General features: G+C 40.7%; 16 protein-coding genes and 1 other annotated feature (1 of these 17 running past the window's edge). Of the genes, 12 read left to right on the top strand and 4 right to left on the bottom strand.

The window, feature by feature from the left end; translation table 11 throughout:
• Positions 1-149: 149 nt before the first annotated feature.
• From NST24_RS11225 to NST24_RS11205, 5 genes are all read left to right on the top strand, one after another.
• Positions 150-461, top strand: coding sequence for a PTS sugar transporter subunit IIB (locus NST24_RS11225; protein WP_017367558.1), 312 nt, complete (start codon positions 150-152; stop codon positions 459-461).
• 3 nt (positions 462-464) lie between these two features.
• Complete coding sequence (locus NST24_RS11220; protein WP_342461783.1) at positions 465-797, top strand: PTS lactose/cellobiose transporter subunit IIA; 333 nt, start codon at positions 465-467, stop codon at positions 795-797.
• Between the two features lie 25 nt (positions 798-822).
• Entirely contained in the window at positions 823-2169 is a 1347-nt protein-coding gene (celB, locus tag NST24_RS11215; RefSeq protein WP_007501108.1) for a PTS cellobiose transporter subunit IIC, read from the top strand.
• A complete protein-coding gene (locus tag NST24_RS11210) occupies positions 2153-3559 on the top strand; it encodes a glycoside hydrolase family 1 protein (RefSeq protein ID WP_144668112.1) in 1407 nt (468 codons plus the stop codon). The genes celB and NST24_RS11210 overlap by 17 nt, the downstream gene beginning before the upstream one ends.
• Positions 3560-3734: 175 nt before the next feature.
• Complete coding sequence (locus NST24_RS11205; RefSeq protein ID WP_008342268.1) at positions 3735-4457, top strand: GntR family transcriptional regulator; 723 nt, start codon at positions 3735-3737, stop codon at positions 4455-4457.
• Between the two features lie 50 nt (positions 4458-4507).
• Here NST24_RS11205 and zwf read toward each other — a convergent pair whose 3' ends face one another.
• Positions 4508-5983 (bottom strand): glucose-6-phosphate dehydrogenase, encoded by a 1476-nt coding sequence (gene zwf / locus NST24_RS11200; protein WP_008342269.1) that lies wholly within the window; start codon positions 5981-5983, stop codon positions 4508-4510.
• Positions 5984-6205: 222 nt separating this feature from the next.
• Here zwf and rnz point away from each other — a divergent pair, with 222 nt between their 5' ends.
• The gene (gene rnz, locus NST24_RS11195; RefSeq protein ID WP_047945440.1) at positions 6206-7135 is read left to right on the top strand and encodes a ribonuclease Z; all 930 of its coding nucleotides are present in this window, start codon (positions 6206-6208) and stop codon (positions 7133-7135) included.
• Positions 7136-7274: 139 nt separating this feature from the next.
• Positions 7275-8582, top strand: a complete 1308-nt coding sequence (locus NST24_RS11190; protein WP_342461782.1) for an aminotransferase class I/II-fold pyridoxal phosphate-dependent enzyme — start codon at positions 7275-7277, stop codon at positions 8580-8582.
• 44 nt (positions 8583-8626) lie between these two features.
• On the opposite strand, the gene NST24_RS11185 is transcribed toward NST24_RS11190, so the two are convergent.
• Together NST24_RS11185 and namA are read right to left on the bottom strand one after the other, a co-directional pair.
• Entirely contained in the window at positions 8627-9391 is a 765-nt protein-coding gene (locus NST24_RS11185; protein WP_342461781.1) for an alpha/beta hydrolase, read from the bottom strand.
• A gap of 119 nt (positions 9392-9510) precedes the next feature.
• Complete coding sequence (gene namA, locus NST24_RS11180) at positions 9511-10527, bottom strand: NADPH dehydrogenase NamA (protein WP_342461780.1); 1017 nt, start codon at positions 10525-10527, stop codon at positions 9511-9513.
• A 140-nt stretch (positions 10528-10667) separates the two neighbouring features.
• Between namA and NST24_RS11175 the strand changes: the two genes are divergently transcribed.
• From NST24_RS11175 to NST24_RS11155, 5 genes are all read left to right on the top strand, one after another.
• Complete coding sequence (locus NST24_RS11175) at positions 10668-12281, top strand: M20/M25/M40 family metallo-hydrolase (RefSeq protein ID WP_342461779.1); 1614 nt, start codon at positions 10668-10670, stop codon at positions 12279-12281.
• Positions 12282-12649: 368 nt separating this feature from the next.
• Complete coding sequence (locus tag NST24_RS11170; protein WP_017367551.1) at positions 12650-13999, top strand: radical SAM protein; 1350 nt, start codon at positions 12650-12652, stop codon at positions 13997-13999.
• Positions 13999-15255, top strand: a complete 1257-nt coding sequence (locus tag NST24_RS11165; RefSeq protein WP_017367550.1) for an MFS transporter — start codon at positions 13999-14001, stop codon at positions 15253-15255. The genes NST24_RS11170 and NST24_RS11165 overlap by 1 nt, the downstream gene beginning before the upstream one ends.
• Positions 15224-15763, top strand: coding sequence for a DinB family protein (locus NST24_RS11160; protein ID WP_017367549.1), 540 nt, complete (start codon positions 15224-15226; stop codon positions 15761-15763). The genes NST24_RS11165 and NST24_RS11160 overlap by 32 nt, the downstream gene beginning before the upstream one ends.
• A gap of 14 nt (positions 15764-15777) precedes the next feature.
• Positions 15778-15921: a hypothetical protein gene (locus NST24_RS11155; RefSeq protein ID WP_017367548.1), complete on the top strand. Its 144-nt coding sequence runs from the start codon at positions 15778-15780 to the stop codon at positions 15919-15921.
• Between the two features lie 51 nt (positions 15922-15972).
• Here NST24_RS11155 and proC read toward each other — a convergent pair whose 3' ends face one another.
• Positions 15973-16800, bottom strand: coding sequence for a pyrroline-5-carboxylate reductase (gene proC / locus NST24_RS11150; protein WP_216894653.1), 828 nt, complete (start codon positions 16798-16800; stop codon positions 15973-15975).
• A gap of 41 nt (positions 16801-16841) precedes the next feature.
• Positions 16842-16934, bottom strand: a binding site (T-box leader) (it continues 119 nt past the right edge of the window).

The raw sequence follows: 16934 nt of genomic DNA, 5'->3' as shown, positions 1-16934 counted from the left end.
TCTTTTGTTCTGAAAGCTTGTTATGAATAATGATACGGTCATTTTTAAAATAAAATACATACATATAAAATTAAATGTCTAGACATTTAAAAATAAAAATATATAATATTAACTGGAAGCGCTTTTATTACAACAATGGGGTGAGAGAAATGAAACGTATTTTATTAGCATGCAGTTCAGGTATGTCTACGAGTTTACTAGTCACAAAGATGAAGGCACATGCTGAGTCTATAGGGGAAGAAGCAGAGATTTGGGCAGTCGGACAAGACCAAGCGAAAAAAGAAATGGCACATGCCGATGTTGTATTAATTGGACCGCAAATGAGCTTTTTAAAAGGGGATCTTCAAAAAGAAGCTCAAAAATATGGGATTGAAGTAGAGGTCATCGATATGCAGGCGTATGGGCTAGCAGATGGACAAAAAGCGTATGAACAAGCGGTTTCATTGATGGGGGAATCTTAAAGGATGGAAAAGAAAACACTCGAAGGACTCACGGAAGAACAAATCAGTTTTCAATTGATCTTACACAGCGGAAATGCACGAAGCAAATTGCTTCAATCTCTTAAACAATTTAGAGAAGGTCATGAAACAGTAGCATCTGACCTTCTCAAAGAAGCGGAAGATGACTTGCGGAATGCACATGATATCCATTTTCAGATGGTACAGCAAGAGGCAAGCGGAGAAACGATTTCATTCTCCTTGCTGCTCATGCATGCCGAAGATCATTTCATGTCAACGCTGACAATAAAAGAGCTTGTGGGAGAGCTCTTACCGATATTGCAATCACTGAAACAATAAAGGGTGTAAACAAGGGGGGAAACCAATGTTTGATAAAATAAGTGCGATTTTGGTTCCGATTGCTGGGAGATTGAACAACAATCGCTATCTAGGGGTATTAAGGGATGCCTTTATGCTTGCGTTCCCATTAACAATTTTTGGTTCCATCATGGTCGTATTAATGAATTTGCCATTTTTAGATAAGATCATGAGTCAAACAGCACTGGAAGGTGTTCAGTCTGCACTGAATATCGCACCGAGTGCGACCATCAGCATTATGAGTGTGTTTGTTGTATTTGGGATTGGCTACTATTTATCGAAAAGCTATGATGTGGAAGCTGTCTTTGGCGGTGTGATCGCTTTAGCCTCTTTTCTACTCCTTACGCCATTTTTACTAGAACAAGAGGGCGGTGCATCCATTGCAGGCGTCATCCCAGTCGATCGTTTAGGCGCAAAGGGAATGTTCCTTGGAATGATCACAGGCTTTTTGTCGGCTGAAATTTATCGCTATTTTGTCCAAAAGAAATTTGTCATCAATATGCCGCAAGGGGTTCCGCCAGCTGTTTCTAAGTCTTTTGCTGCACTCATCCCGGCTACTTTGACACTCACAACTTTTTTACTGATCAATATCATCATTACACAAGGGTTCAAAACCAACATGCATGACTTGATTTACAATGCGATTCAGGCGCCGCTTGTCGGACTTGGAAGCGGTATCATTCCGACCTTGATCGCTATTTTCTTTATACAAATTCTTTGGTTCTTTGGGCTCCACGGCCAAATTATTATCAACTCTGTCATGGACCCGATTTGGAATACATTGTCCATTCAAAATCTAGAAAGCTACACAAAAACAGGTGAGGTTCCGAACATCATCAGCAAGCAGTTTATCGAAATCTATACAGTGGGTATGGGTGGAACCGGTATGACGCTAGCTGTTGTGTTTACGATTTTAATTTTTCTTAAAAGTAAGCAATTGAAACAAGTAGCAAAGCTCGGCTTAGGACCAGGTTTATTTAACGTCAATGAACCCATTATCTTCGGTTTACCGATTGTGATGAACCCGCTTATTCTCATTCCGTGGATTTTGGCGCCAATGGTGATTACTTGTATTTCTTATTTTGCGATGGCCGCAGGTATTGTGCCGCCTCCGACAGGCGTGAATATTCCTTGGACAGTCCCGATCTTTATTAGCGGAGTCATGGCAACAAATTCATTAGCGGGCGGTCTGCTTCAGCTGTTTAATTTAATGATTGTGTTTGTCATTTGGTTCCCGTTCCTAAAATTTATTGATCGTATGAATGTGAAAAATGAAAAAATAGTCACGACAGAAAAAACGAAACAAACAAACATCAAAGGTGAAGGAGACTCAATACATGTCGATGGAAACTAACAGTCAATCATATACATTTCCAGAAGGTTTCTGGTGGGGATCTTCTGCCTCTGCTACGCAAACAGAAGGCAGTTATCCAGGAGATGGAAAGGGACCGAACATTTGGGATCACTGGTTTGAAAAAGAGCCGAATCGTTTTTTTCAGGGCGTCGGTCCAGGTGTAACCTCACAATTTTATCGTAAATACAAAGAGGATATCCGACTCATGAAGGAGATTGGGCACAACTCGTTTCGTCTATCTATTTCATGGTCACGCCTTTTACCTGAGGGAAAAGGGGCTATTAATGAAGAAGCTGTGGCTTTTTACAATGATGTGATCAATGAACTGATAGCGAGTGACATTGAACCGTTTGTGAACTTGTATCATTTTGATATGCCAATGGCGTTGCAGGAGACGGGAGGATGGGTAAACAGGCAGGTTGTAGACGATTATGTCAGCTATGCGACATTGTGTTTTCAGCTATTTGGCGACCGAGTGAAAAAATGGTTTACCCATAATGAGCCGATTGTCCCTGTAGAGGGTGGATATATGTATAGCTTCCATTATCCAAACGAAGTTGATTTCCAAAAGGCAGTGCAAGTTGGATTTCATGAGATTTTATCAAATGCTAAGGCCATTGCGGCTTATAAAGAGATGAAGCAGGATGGGAAAATAGGCATTATCCTGAACCTTACTCCTTCGTATCCACGAAGCCAGAATCCGCGGGATGTCGAAGCAGCTGAGATGGCTGACGCCTTCTTTAACCGGTCCTTCCTAGATCCAGCAGTGAAAGGACATTTCCCTGAGAAGCTAGTGGACGTGTTAAAGAAAGAAGGATTGATGCCGGCTATGGAGGAAGGAGACCTTGAACTCATTCAAGAGAACACGATCGACCTTCTCGGCATCAACTATTATCAGCCAAGAAGAGTGAAAGCAAAGGAACATATGCCTCACCCTGATGCACCATTTATGCCAGATCATTATTTTGATTCTTTTGAAATGCCGGGCAGAAAAATGAATGTGTACCGCGGCTGGGAAATCTATGAAAAGGGTATTTACGATATATTGAAAAAAGTCCAGACAGACTATGGGAATATTGAATGCTTTATTTCTGAAAATGGAATGGGTGTTGAAGGAGAAGAGCGGTTTCAGGATGAAGAAGGAATGATTCATGACGATTACCGCATTGATTTTATTTCTGAGCATCTTAAATGGGTGCATCAAGCCATTCAAGAAGGAAGTCATGTAAAAGGCTATCATCTGTGGACGTTTATGGATAATTGGTCATGGTCGAATGCCTATAAAAATCGCTATGGATTTGTCTCAGTGGACCTTGAGGAAGACGGGAAACGTACCATCAAAAAAAGTGGCTATTGGTTTCAATCGGTTTCAGAGAATAATGGTTTCTAATCAAGATACTTGCTCTTTCCTTGAAAAGGGCAAGTATTTTTCTTATGTAAAGATGAAAGGGGTGAAATGAAAGTGGCTCGAACCTTTTAAGCGCACTAGGCTTAGTGTAGAATGAGAGGAAGGCTAGAAAGCGCTATAATAGGATATGAAAAAACAAGTCAGTTGGTGGTGTGAGATGACAAAGTACGAACTCATTTCAGAAGAAATTAGAAAAAGAATAGGAACAGCATATTATCCAGAAGATCAACCCATTCCAGATGAAAACTCGCTTGCCGCTGAATTTAAATGCAGCAGAATGACGATGAAGCGTGCGCTCGATCTTTTAGTGGCGGAAGGTCTGCTCTTTAGAAAAAGAGGTCATGGCACATTTATTGTGAAGGCAGCACTAAATCAAGGTGCGATCAACGTATCAGGTCATGAAAATAAAGGGTTCACGAAAGTGATGGCAGATAAAAACGTGACGAGCCAAATCATTCGCTTTGATGTGCATTTTCCAAGTGAAGAGGTGGCAGCTCATTTATCCATTGACTCAAGCACACCTGTCTATGACATTATTCGGCTCCGTTTGGTAGAAGAAGAGCCATATGTATTAGAAAAAACCTTTATGCCTGTCAATGTCATTAAGGGAATAGATGAAGAGGTTTTATTGGGTTCCATCTATAGCTACATTACAAACACACTGCAATTAAAAGTAGCAGGAGCGCACAAAAAAATTAGAGCGGCTAAATCAGATCAGCTTGATCAGCAATATTTAGGCTGTGACCCTACGGATCCGGTGCTAGAAGTGGAGCAGGTGGCTTATTTAAACACAGGCCGTCCGTTTGAATATTCCTTTAGCCATCATCGCTATGATAAATTTGATTTTTCAACGGTTGAAATTACGAAAACACGACTTTAAAAAAAGAGCAGAACCCCCTCAATCGGGAGACTGCTCTTTTTTTGTTGATTTTATATATTCCACCAGTGATATCCATCTTTTTCAAGAAGCTGATCTGCTTCTTTTGGTCCCATAGAACCAGCAGGATAATTTGGTTTTAACGTTTTGGTTTCAGCCCATTTTTCTGAAATTGGATCAACAAAGTTCCAAGACAGTGCTACTTCATCCCAGTGGGCAAAGTTTGTTGCGTCACCTAGCAAACAGTCATGAATTAGCTTTTCATACGCTTCTGGTGTATTCATGATGTCGTTGTAATTTGTTTGATAGTCAAGCTTAATTGGTTTAGCATACGTTCCGCCATCAAGCTTGCGAGCATTCAGGTGAAGGGTGATGCCTTCGTCTGGCTGAATGTGAATCACCAGTAAGTTTGGATGCATGGAATTCCCGTTTCCGTAGTACAGGTTCATCGGAATGTCTTTAAATTGCACCACGATTTGAGTGGATTTCTTTTCTAGACGTTTTCCTGTACGAATGTAAAATGGTACCCCGGCCCATCTAAAGTTATCGATGAGAAGTTTTCCTGCAACGAATGTTTCTGTGTTGGAGTTTGGGTCCACATTTTGCTCTTCAAGATAGGAAGGAACCATATTGCCATCAATCGTTCCTGCATCATACTGTCCGCGGACAAAGAATTGATCCACTTCATCTTTCGAGAATGGACGAAGCGCACGCAATGCTTTCCGTTTTTCGCTACGGATTTCCTCTGTATTGAGCTTAATCGGTGGCTCCATGGCTAGTAGTGCAACCATTTGAAGCATATGGTTTTGTACCATATCTCTCAGTGCACCAGAACTCTCGTAATATCTCGCACGGTCTTCGACACCTAATGATTCACTCGATGTGATTTGAATGTTTGAAATATAGCGGTTTGTCCAAAGCGGTTCAAAGATCGCATTCGCAAAACGAATCACCTCAATGTTTTGCACCATCTGTTTACCGAGGTAGTGGTCAATACGATAAATTTGATCCTCTGTAAATGCATCTCGGATCTCTTCATTTAATGTTTTGGCACTAGGCAGGTCATGACCAAACGGTTTTTCAATAACAAGTCGAGACCATCCAGTCGTTTCTGATACGCCTTCACTTTTTAAAAACTTCGCAATCGTTCCGAAGAATTCTGGTGCCATCGCTAAATAGAACATCCGGTTATTCGGGATACTGTATGTATCTTCAAGACCAGAAAGAAGTGTGTTCAGTGCTTGATAGGAAGCAGGGCTTGAGACATCAAAATCATGGTAATAGAAATGAGAAATAAATTCCTCTGCTTTTGCTTCTGCATCATCAGAAGAGACCGATTCTTTTACCACAGCTCTTAGGTCTTCATGAGACCAAGGACGACGTCCAACACCTACAACGGCGAATTGATCTCCAAGCTTTCCGCTATGATAAAGTCTATGTATAGAAGGGTAGAGCTTGCGTTTTGCAAGGTCTCCTGTTGCGCCAAAAATGACAATGACTGCTTTTGGATAGTTAGTTTCTGTATTCACGAAAAGTACCTCACTTTATTCGTAGCATTGTTGTAAAAACCGAGAATGTATGTACATTTTCTTTATTTTAAAGGTTCATTGTTCGTAAAGCAAACATTTGATTCGACTTTTTCTGCTCGAGTTTGACTTTTTTCAAAAATTCCGCTGAATTCACATTTATCCTGTCTTCATGTATTCTATATGAATGAAGAGATTGTATACCGGCTGTAGGAGGAAATCGTAATGGAACTGCTCTTTTTAGGAACAGGTGCAGGCATTCCTGCAAAAACAAGAAACGTCACTTGCACTGCGCTGAAGCTTTTAGAAGAGAGAAAAGCCGTGTGGCTTTTTGATTGCGGAGAAGCGACGCAGCATCAAATATTACATACAACGATTAAACCAAGAAAAATTGAGAAGATCTTTATCACGCATATGCACGGTGATCATGTATATGGTCTCCCGGGTCTGCTTGGCAGCAGGTCCTTTCAAGGCGGAGAAGATGAATTGACGATATATGGTCCAAGCGGCATTAAAGCTTTTGTAAACGCGGCACTTTCAGCGACACAAACGCATTTGACTTATCCGCTGCATATCATAGAAATAGAGGAAGGGATCGTTTTTGAAGATGAGACCTTTCAAGTAGAAGCAAGACGAGTGTCTCATGGGATCCCAGCTTTCGGTTATCGGGTCGTGGAAAAAGATGTACCAGGCGCATTAAAAGCCGAAGACCTAAAAAAAATCGGTGTAAAACCTGGACCTTTGTATCAGAAGTTGAAAAATGGGGAAACCGTTACACTCGAAGATGGAAGAATGATTGATGGAACCGATTATTTGGAACCCCCTAAAAAAGGGAGAATCGTTGCATTTTCAGGAGATACCCGTTTGTGCGAGAATATAACAAGGCTTGCCAAGAATGCGGATGTGTTAGTCCATGAAGCAACATTTGGGAAAGAAGATGCAGAACTAGCCTATAATTATTATCACAGTACGACAGAACAGGCAGCAAAAACAGCGCAGGAAGCAGGCGCAAAAAGACTGATTTTGACCCATATTAGTGCACGGTACCAAGGGGAAGAGTCACTGAAACAATTACTCAAAGAAGCCCGCGATATATTCCCGCTGACTGAAGCTGCACATGATTTCTTTTCTTTTCCTATTGACCGTACCCTGTAAAAATTGGATGAATCGTCAAAAAAAGTTGTGTGATTTTTTTGATATTTATGATGACGCTCTTTTTCAGGTAGTGGTAAAATGGTGAAGAAAAAACAAATGACGAATTACACTATGAAGAATACGGGAGGCACAATCAAAGATGAGCGGTTTTACAGCGTTAAGTGAAGCAGAATTAAATGACCTATATGCAGCACGACAAAAAGAATATGAAACGTACAAAAGTAAAAACTTACACTTAGACATGTCTAGAGGGAAACCTTCACCAAAACAGCTCGATTTATCTATGGGCATGCTCGATGTCGTGACATCAAAGGATGCAATGACAGCTGAGGATGGTACAGATGTGCGAAACTATGGCGGCTTGACAGGCCTTCCTGAAACAAAGAAATTTTTTGCAAGTGTGCTCAATCTGAAGCCAGAACAAATCATCATTGGCGGTAATTCTAGTCTGAATATGATGCATGACACAATTGCACGTGCTATGACTCACGGCGTATATGGCAGCAAAATACCTTGGGGAGAGCTTCCAAAGGTAAAATTCCTTGCACCAAGCCCAGGATATGATCGTCATTTTGCCATTTGTGAGCATTTTAACATAGAGATGATTACGGTAGATATGAAGTCGGATGGACCTGACATGGATCAGGTGGAAAAATTGGTTGCAGAAGATGAAGCCATCAAAGGGATTTGGTGTGTACCGAAATATAGTAACCCTGACGGCATTACGTATTCAGATGAGGTTGTTGACCGTCTTGCTTCCATGCAGACTAAAGCAGACGACTTCCGTATTTTTTGGGATGATGCCTATGCAGTCCACCATCTAACAGATACGCCTGATACGTTAAAAGATATTTTTCAAGCAGTAGACAAAGCAGGACATGCAAACCGTGTGTTTATGTTCGCCTCTACTTCTAAAATTACGTTCCCAGGCTCGGGTGTTGCACTGATGGCATCTAGTCAGGACAACGTCAGCTTTATTCAAAAACAGCTATCAGTTCAAACCATTGGGCCAGATAAAATCAATCAATTAAGACACCTTCGTTTCTTCAAGAATCCAGAAGGATTGAAGGAACATATGAAAAAGCATGCAGCGATTATTAAGCCGAAATTTGACCTCGTTCTTTCGATCCTTGATGAAAAGCTTGGTGGAACAGGCATCGCTGAGTGGCACAAACCAAATGGCGGATATTTTATCAGCTTAAATACACTCGATCATTGTGCAAAAGCTGTTGTGCAAAAAGCGAAAGAAGCCGGTGTGACACTAACAGGTGCAGGGGCGACATATCCTTATGGAAACGATCCGCTTGATCGTAACATCCGTATTGCGCCAACGTTCCCAACACTTGAAGAACTAGAGCAGGCGATTGACATCTTTACGTTATGCGTTCAGCTTGTCAGCATTGAAAAGTTGCTGTCTGAGAAAAGTCAATCAGCACCAACGGTATAATGAAAAAACTCCTTGACTGATGTCCGGTCAAGGAGTTTTTGTTTTTAGTTAGCTGTTTGATAATAAGAGACAGGCTGTTTTGCTGCACACCACACATCATAAATCGCAAGCTGCACAATATGTGGTTCATCGTGATGAATATAGTGCGAGCTGTTCTGCGCCTGAATCCATCCGCTTTGGGATGACAATGTGAGCATTCGTTTATGAAGCCTGAGCCAAGCTTCATGTGCTGGATGAAACAAGCGGCTTTTGCCTGATGAAATGACAAGAAGGGGCATCATCCCATAATGCGTTTGCTCCTCTTTGATCGTACGCAGCATTTGCTCAAAGTCCTCATGTGTACATTCTGCTGTGAACTGCGCCATATATGAAGTGCGTTCTTCCTTTGATAAGAGCGGCAGAATGACCTGCTCTTGCTCCTCACTTGCTGGGTCTAGAAGGACCATACCGATAACATCTTCTTTTCTGCGGCTTGCCCATAAGCGGCTGACAAGAGAGCCAAATGAGTGCGCCACAATGAGAAATGGCGGCTGAATATTGGCTTGATGTAAGAGTGTATCTAAATCATCCGCAAGATTATGCAAAGTTCTTCCTTCTTTGCTTTCACTGCTTTTTCCATTACCTAAACGGTCATATAAGAAAACACCAAGCTCTGGGTCAATATCACGAGCGATATTCGCCCACGTATCGCCTGAAATTCCATATCCTGCTTCAAAAATAATGGTGGCTTGCTTTTTTCCTTGACGATGCCTTGTATAAAAGTGATGTCCATCTATATGATACGTTCTTTCAATCAATGCCGAGTTCATTCTTCCATCTCCTCTAAGTGGTTCTTTAGCTAAAAGACGGCACAAAAGGCAAAGATGTTTCTCTTAAAAACAAAAAAGATGCCTATTTCAAAAAATAGACACCTTTTTGCTTAAAGATGTTACCAAGCGCGATCGTATTGGCGCGGGCTTTCGATGGATGTACGAAGCTCTTTAGCGGCTGTTTTTGGGAAATACGGATCCCGTAAAAATTCTCTGCCGATAAAGATCAAGTCAGCACGCTGATTTTGTAAAATTTCTTCGGCCTGTACACCAGATGTGATCATACCAACAGCGGCTGTTTGGATGCCGGCACCTTCTCTTATTTTCTCAGCAAAGGTGACTTGGTAGCCGGGGAATGTTTTAATACTGGCTTGCACCACAGCGCCTGAGCTCACATCAATTAGATCGACTCCTTGCTCTTTCAGCCATGCGGCAATGCCAATATAATCTGCAATATCTAGTCCTTTTGTTGTGTAATCAGAAGCGGATACACGGACAAATAATGGTCCATCCCACACTTCATTGACTGCATCAACAACTTCTCTCAAGAAGCGATAACGATTTTCTGGTGAACCGCCATATTCATCTGTCCGGTGATTGGCAAGCGGTGAGAGAAATTCGTTAATCAAATAGCCATGCGCACCATGAATCTCAATGATGTCAAATCCAGCTTTCTTGGCGCGGACAGCGGCATCTTGAAACGCCTGAACTGTGTCTTTTATTTGATCGATAGACATCTCAAGAGGTCTTTTAGATTGCTCGTCAAATGGAATGCTGGATGGAGCAAGAATGTCACCATCTAGCTCAGCCTTGCGTCCTGCATGGGCTAGCTGGATGGCCGTTTTTGTTCCGTACGCTTTGATTTGTTCGTTTAATGAGGCAAACCCTTCAATGTGCTCATCACCCCAAATTCCGAGGTCCTGATCACTAATTCTTCCCTCAGGTGAAACAGCACTTGCCTCGACCATAATTAATCCGGCTTGACCTTGCGCACGGGAAATATAATGTGCAAAGTGGAAAGGCTGTAATTTTCCATCACGGTCATAGGATGAATACATACACATCGGGGACATGACGATGCGGTTTTTGAGTGTGACACCTTTTAATGTCCAAGGTGAAAAAAGCTTTGTTTCCAATTACCTTCGCCTCCTCATAGAATGGTATAGCCGATTATAACAGTCATTCAAACATTCGTCATAAAAGGTGCTCAAATCATATAGCTTTTGAACATGATTTTGTATAATGAAAGATATGGACATCAAAGGGGGATAAACGGATGAAATGGCAAACGGAAAGTGAACTAAAGGAGCTACTCACAGCTCTGATGCAGTATGAAAGCATATCTGGTACAACGGGAGAAGTCGCATTAGCGGAATATTTATATTACTTGCTGAGGGAGCGGCCATATTTTGAGCAGCATCCTGATCACTTGGCTTTGCATCCAATGAAAGATGGCCGGTATTTTTTAACGGCACTTGTCAAACGAAGTACGCTGCCACGTACTGTTTTACTCCTCAGCCATTTTGATGTCGTCGATACAGAGGATTACGGAGAATTTCAAAATATGGCGTGTAAGCCCGAAGAGTTAATGGCGTCCTTTTCTCAAAAAAGTGCACTTCTTCCAAAAAGGGCAAGAGAGGATTTAGCTTCAGGTGACTGGCTGTTTGGACGAGGGTCTATGGATATGAAAGCAGGCCTGACCGTCCAGCTTTCCATGCTGGAAAGAGCGATGGCGGGGAGGTTTGAAGGAAATATTCTGCTCGTCACAGTGCCAGATGAAGAAGTGAATTCACAGGGGATGCTGGAGGCTGTTCCGAAACTAAAGGAGCTCAAGCAGAAGTATGACCTTGAGTATACCGCTTGTTTAAACAGTGAGCCGATGTTTGAAAAGTATCCCGGGGATGCGCACCAATACATCTATACAGGTAGTATAGGGAAGGTACTTGCGGGATTTTTCTGCAAAGGAATTGAAACACATGTAGGTGAGCCATTCTCAGGATTAAATGCAAATTTTATGGTATCTGAATTAAACAGGCTGTTAGAACTGAATAGTGATTATTGTGAGGAAGTAGATGGTGAAGTGACACCGCCTCCGACCAATTTGATGCAAAAGGATTTGAAAGAAGCTTACTCTGTTCAAACGCCTCACACGGCTGTTTCTTTATTTAATGTGCTGATGATGAACCGCTCTAGTGAAGAGCTTCACGGGCTCCTCTATGAAACTGCGAAACAAGCAGCAGCTCAAATCGAAGCCAATCTCAAACAGAAAACCGCTGCATTTCAACGCTTTAAACATTTTACACCCATCGATACAAACATCACGGTGTTAACGTATCATGAGCTGTACGAAAAAGCTGCTGAACGATCCGGCAAGCAGGAGGTCGAGCGAATTGTCAACTACGCCTTTGCCAACCGGGGTGAGCTTGGGGATCGTGATTTTTCAACCAAAATTGTATCAGAACTGACGACCCTTTGTAAGGAAGATGGAGCACTGATTGTGTTGTTTTATAGTCCGCCATTTTACCCATCAGTTTCTTCAACAAACGATCTGCATATTCAAACGACCTTAAAGAAGATTCAAAGAGAAGCAAAAGAGATCTATGGAATCGAAGTAGAAGAAGTCAAATATTTTCCTGGTTTATCTGATTTAAGCTACTTACAGCTTGAAAATCAAGATATAGACGATTATACAGCCAACATGCCGCTATACCAAAAAGGCTACTCGTTACCACAAGGAGAAAAAGAAGCTCTTAACGTTCCTGTCATCAACGTTGGTCCATTAGGAAAGGATGCGCACAAATGGACAGAACGGCTGCATGTCCCATTCTCTTTTGGCGTTTTGCCGTCGCTCTTACAATCAACAATTCATGCTTTATTAGAGAAAGAGTAAGCATATGTGGTGATAAGCCCTATCGTGATGATAGGGCTTTTTGTTGTGAATATATATTCTTTTTATTCTTCATTATGCCAGAAGTTATAGATGGAAATGGCAATGTGAAACGATAGAACTAACAAAAAATAGTTAAAATGATTGAAATATTCAGAAAAGTCTATTATAATCAATTATGTAATTAAGTTACAATTATCCTAATTGTAAGGAGGTGATTTAAATGAAACGTAACGAATGGATTGCGATCTAAAAAATTACCGAATACTTACAAAACAGTGTGTACCGCAGAGAAGCGAATGATTTAGCTTCTCTGTGAATTTGTATAAGGACTAAAAATAGATGAGAGTTGGGTGAGAGAATTGTCAAATATGAAAAATTATTATGAAGAGCATCCGCCTTTATGGAATTTTCTTTATCCGTTTTTTGGTCAATCTAGCCAAGAAGGAGCACAATCTCGTGTGACAGAATTCATCCAAAAAGAACGAACATTTCAAAAAGGGAAAAATGCTTTATATTTACATATCCCGTTTTGTGATACCATCTGTTCGTTCTGCCCCTTTATTAAATCCACAAAATATGAGCCTATGATCGGAAAATATATTGATGCTTTAATCAATGAGATGCGCATTCTATCACAATCAACTAATATTCAAAAGATGACTTTTGATGTGGTATTTGTTGGTGGAGGGACGCCTTCCATTATGCCTCCTGAGCTGATTTATCGACTTTCGACTGCAATAAAAGAAAACTTCACATTATCACCTGACTATGAATGGACTTTTGAGTGTGAAGCAAAGACAGCTACACCAGAAAGAGTCGCTGCCATGTCTGAAGGTGGAGCAAATAGAGGGAGCTTTGGTGTCCAAACATTAAACGAACATTATCGGAAAATGTTCAATTTAACAGCTAGTTTTGATCAAATCTCTCAGACGGTAGACTTAATGAAGCGGCATTTCCAATCCTATAATATTGATTTATTATATCAGCTGCCTGGGCAAACGAAAGAAGAGATGATAGAGGACATAAATGGAGTGATGGCATTAGGAAGCACCAGTATTGATACGTATCCATTAGAATACATTGCATGTTCAAAGGGATGGTTATCAAAAATAAATAAAGGCAAAGTTCCTATGCCTCCCAATCCTAAAGAAAAGTTTGAGTTTAGCGATACACTCTATCGTCACTTAAAAACGAAGGGCTGGCATCAAAATTATGTCTATACATTTATGGCTCCTGAGCATCAAAATAAACGTTTTCAATATGGCGAAGTGATTTACGGTGGTTATGAAGATCAATATATTGGACTGGGCACAGGTGCCATCTCGTACATGCAAGGTATGATTTGGGCAAATGAAGCAAATACCCAAAAATATATTGAAAACCTGACAAATCAAGAGTTACCTATCGTCAAATCTAGAGAGTATCATGCTTTTGATAGAAGACTTGTCTTTTTCCCTAAAACAATGAAAATAGAAAAAGCACATCTCAATCAAATGCCAAAGCGTGAAGAGATTTATCGTAAATTAGAATTACTCATGTTAAGAGGGATAGTTGAGGAGGCGGAGCAATATTTTGTGATAAAAGAAGAAGCGAAACCTTGGTATCCTGCGATTTTAGTTGATCTTATACCAGAAAAAGAAAGAGCTAATTATGATCAAGCCGTCGAGTTTATGCAAAAAGAATTAGGCTGGTATGAGACGACAGAGGTGCTCCTCTAATGATTTTAAAGAAAGAAACGACATCGCTTTTTAAAAATCAGAACTTTGTCAGTTTCTTTATTGGACAAAACTTATCTGCTTTTGGAGATTGGTTTAGAACGATTGCTACGATTGGCTTAATCTATGAACTTACTGGCAGAGCGACCCACCTAAGTATTCTATTTATTTGTTCAATGCTTCCTCTCATTTTAACATCTATGCTTTTAAGCCCAATTATAGATAAGTTTTCTTATAAGAAAGTTGTGATTTTTGCAGATTTGGCACGCTTTATAATAGGACTAGGCTTTGTTTTAGTAGTTACATTGAATGTGACACCGTTTATCCTTTATTTTTTACTAGCGTTAAATGGTGCTTTTTCAGGTATATACTTGCCTGCTCGTTCATCTATGATACCTGAAATCCTAGATAAAGAGCAGCTTTCTAAGGGAAATAGTATACTGGCAACGTCTTTTAGTGCCTCAATGCTGATTGCGACAGGTGTAGGCGGGTTGGTCACAGAAATCTGGTCCGTTTCCACCATTTATTTGGTGGATGCGATGACATTCTTATTATCGGCAATGCTGCTAATCCCTATTAAAGCGAAAGAAACATCTGAAAAAAAAGAGTATGTGTCATATGTTCAAAGCTTTAAAGAGGGCATTGAAGAAATCAAAGGGTCACCCAAAATTCAAAGTGCCATATGGATATTGATGTCTAGAGAATTCGCTTTAAGCATTGTTTATGTCATGTTTAGTTTGTACATTTTAGAAGTAGCAAAGGAAGGGAATTTTGGCTTGGGCCTTGGACATACAATAAGTGGACTAGGACAAATAATCGGAGGAATTACACTCGCAGCTTATTTTAAAAAAGCGAAATTCTCCTTTCAGTTTTATAAAAGATGGTCAACGGTATCGATCATATTGTTAGCGATATTACATGCACTGTCCTATCAACAAACAAATTTTATTGGATTTTTATTTGTTGTTTTATTAGCGAATCTATTATACAGCCCAGTCGAAGTTTTGTACTCTACAAATATTATGACATATGCAAGCAGTCATTTAAGAGCCCGGGTTTTTTCGGCAGGTCTTGCATTATCACGCATATTTTATATTAGTGGATTTATCATTATGGCGTTCATCGGAGATCTGATTCCTATTCATGTCATTGCTATGTGTATGGCAGGTCTTGTGATATTAGCTGGTTTGATGAACAACTTATTGTTACTAAAAGAGAAACAGCAAGATGAATCCAAAAGAGAAATGCATTCACTATAAAGGAGACTTTGATTACGCAATGGAAACCGGAAAATTAACAAAAACAGAAATCGTCACATCACTTCGAGAAAGTATTCGTGAGCTTGAGGAGCTAGTGCAGGCATGTGATGAGCGCACATTAGATCAATCTTTAGAAGAAGGCAAGTGGACTATTAAACAAATCACTGGCCATTTGTATGATACAGAGGAAGTCTGGTCGAAGCGGATAGAGCAGGTACTTTCAAATGAGAACATACCTTTCCAATCGTATGATCCTGAGATTTATGTGAAGGAAAGAGCTTATGAAAGGTACACCGCACAAGAGATTCGTGCTTTGATTGAGCGCCTAAAAGAGAGCAGAAACAACACACTCCAGCTATTACACGAGGATACATGGGATTGCTCTGGCTTTCATCCTGAAGAAGGGGCGATGACAGTCCAAATTTTAGCTGAAACCATTGCTTTACATGAAAATCATCACCTCGCCCAAATAAAAGCCATCCTATCCATGAGCAAATCATCTATATGAGGAGGTGCTAATCAATGAAGCACCAAGAATTGTTGATTGATGTTCATTTTTATCAAGCGCGTGATTATCTAATAGAACAAGCCGCTTTAAATAAAGAACAGAAAGAACCAAAAGATCAATCACACTGCTTGAATTCAATGACGAGCGAGGAAAAATAGATGGACATATGTAAAAAAAGCACCTGTCATCAAAACAGGTGCTTTTTCATATCACTTATACGTACTCGCTGAAAACATATCGTTTAATTCTGCTGCACGTTTTGTCGCTGTTTTCACACAATCGACAATCGCTTCTTCAAATTGATAGGAAGCAAGGGTATTCAGTCCTGCTTCTGTCGTTCCACCTTCGCTCGTAATTTCTTTGCGCAATTCAGCAGGTTCCTTACCGCTATCTTGAAGCATATTTGCAGCGCCTGCAATCATTTGACAAATGAGCAATTTCGCTGTCTCTTGGTCCATCCCAAGTTCCGATGCACCTCGCTCCATTCCTTCAATCAAATGATAAATAAAGGCAGGACCGCTGCCTGCAATGGCTGTGACCGCATTCAGCTGTGATTCATCTAAAACCGTCACATGACCGATCGTTTCAAACAGCTGAACTGCTTTTTCCTTTTGCGCCTCTGTGACTTCATCACTGACAGCAATGCCAGTAGCTGATTGTTGTATGGCTGCTGATGTATTTGGCATCGCACGAACCACCGCCGTTTTTGCGCCAGCATAATGCTGAATGGTTTCAATAGAAATGCCCGCTAAAATAGAAATAATCAGCTGTCCATTTAAATGGGGCCTTACTTCAGAAATGCCACTTTCTGCATCTTTTGGTTTTAAAGCAAACACCAGCATATCGGCTTCTTCATAAATAAAGGAACGAGCGAAATCTGTTTTGACTCCATAACGTCCATTTAATTCTTCTAATCGTTTTTCATTTGTTTTATTTGTGACAATGATATCTTCATTTGACATAATGCCGCTCTTTAAAAGACCTTTAATCATAGACTCGGCCATTGAGCCTGCACCAATAAATCCAATTTTACTCATAAGCTGCTCCTCCTTGTAGAAAATAAAAAAACCTCTCGTCTGCAAAGGACGAAAGGTTTTTCGCGGTACCACCCTCAATTAGCATGCAATCATGCATACTCAGCTCTAGTCCCTTAACGCGGGAAACGTTTAGG

The organism is Bacillus sp. FSL R5-0286, assembly GCF_038593245.1.
GTDB lineage: Bacteria > Bacillota > Bacilli > Bacillales > Bacillaceae > Bacillus > Bacillus altitudinis.
Note: the sequence above shows the minus strand (reverse complement) of the source record. Positions and strands in the feature narration are given on the sequence as shown.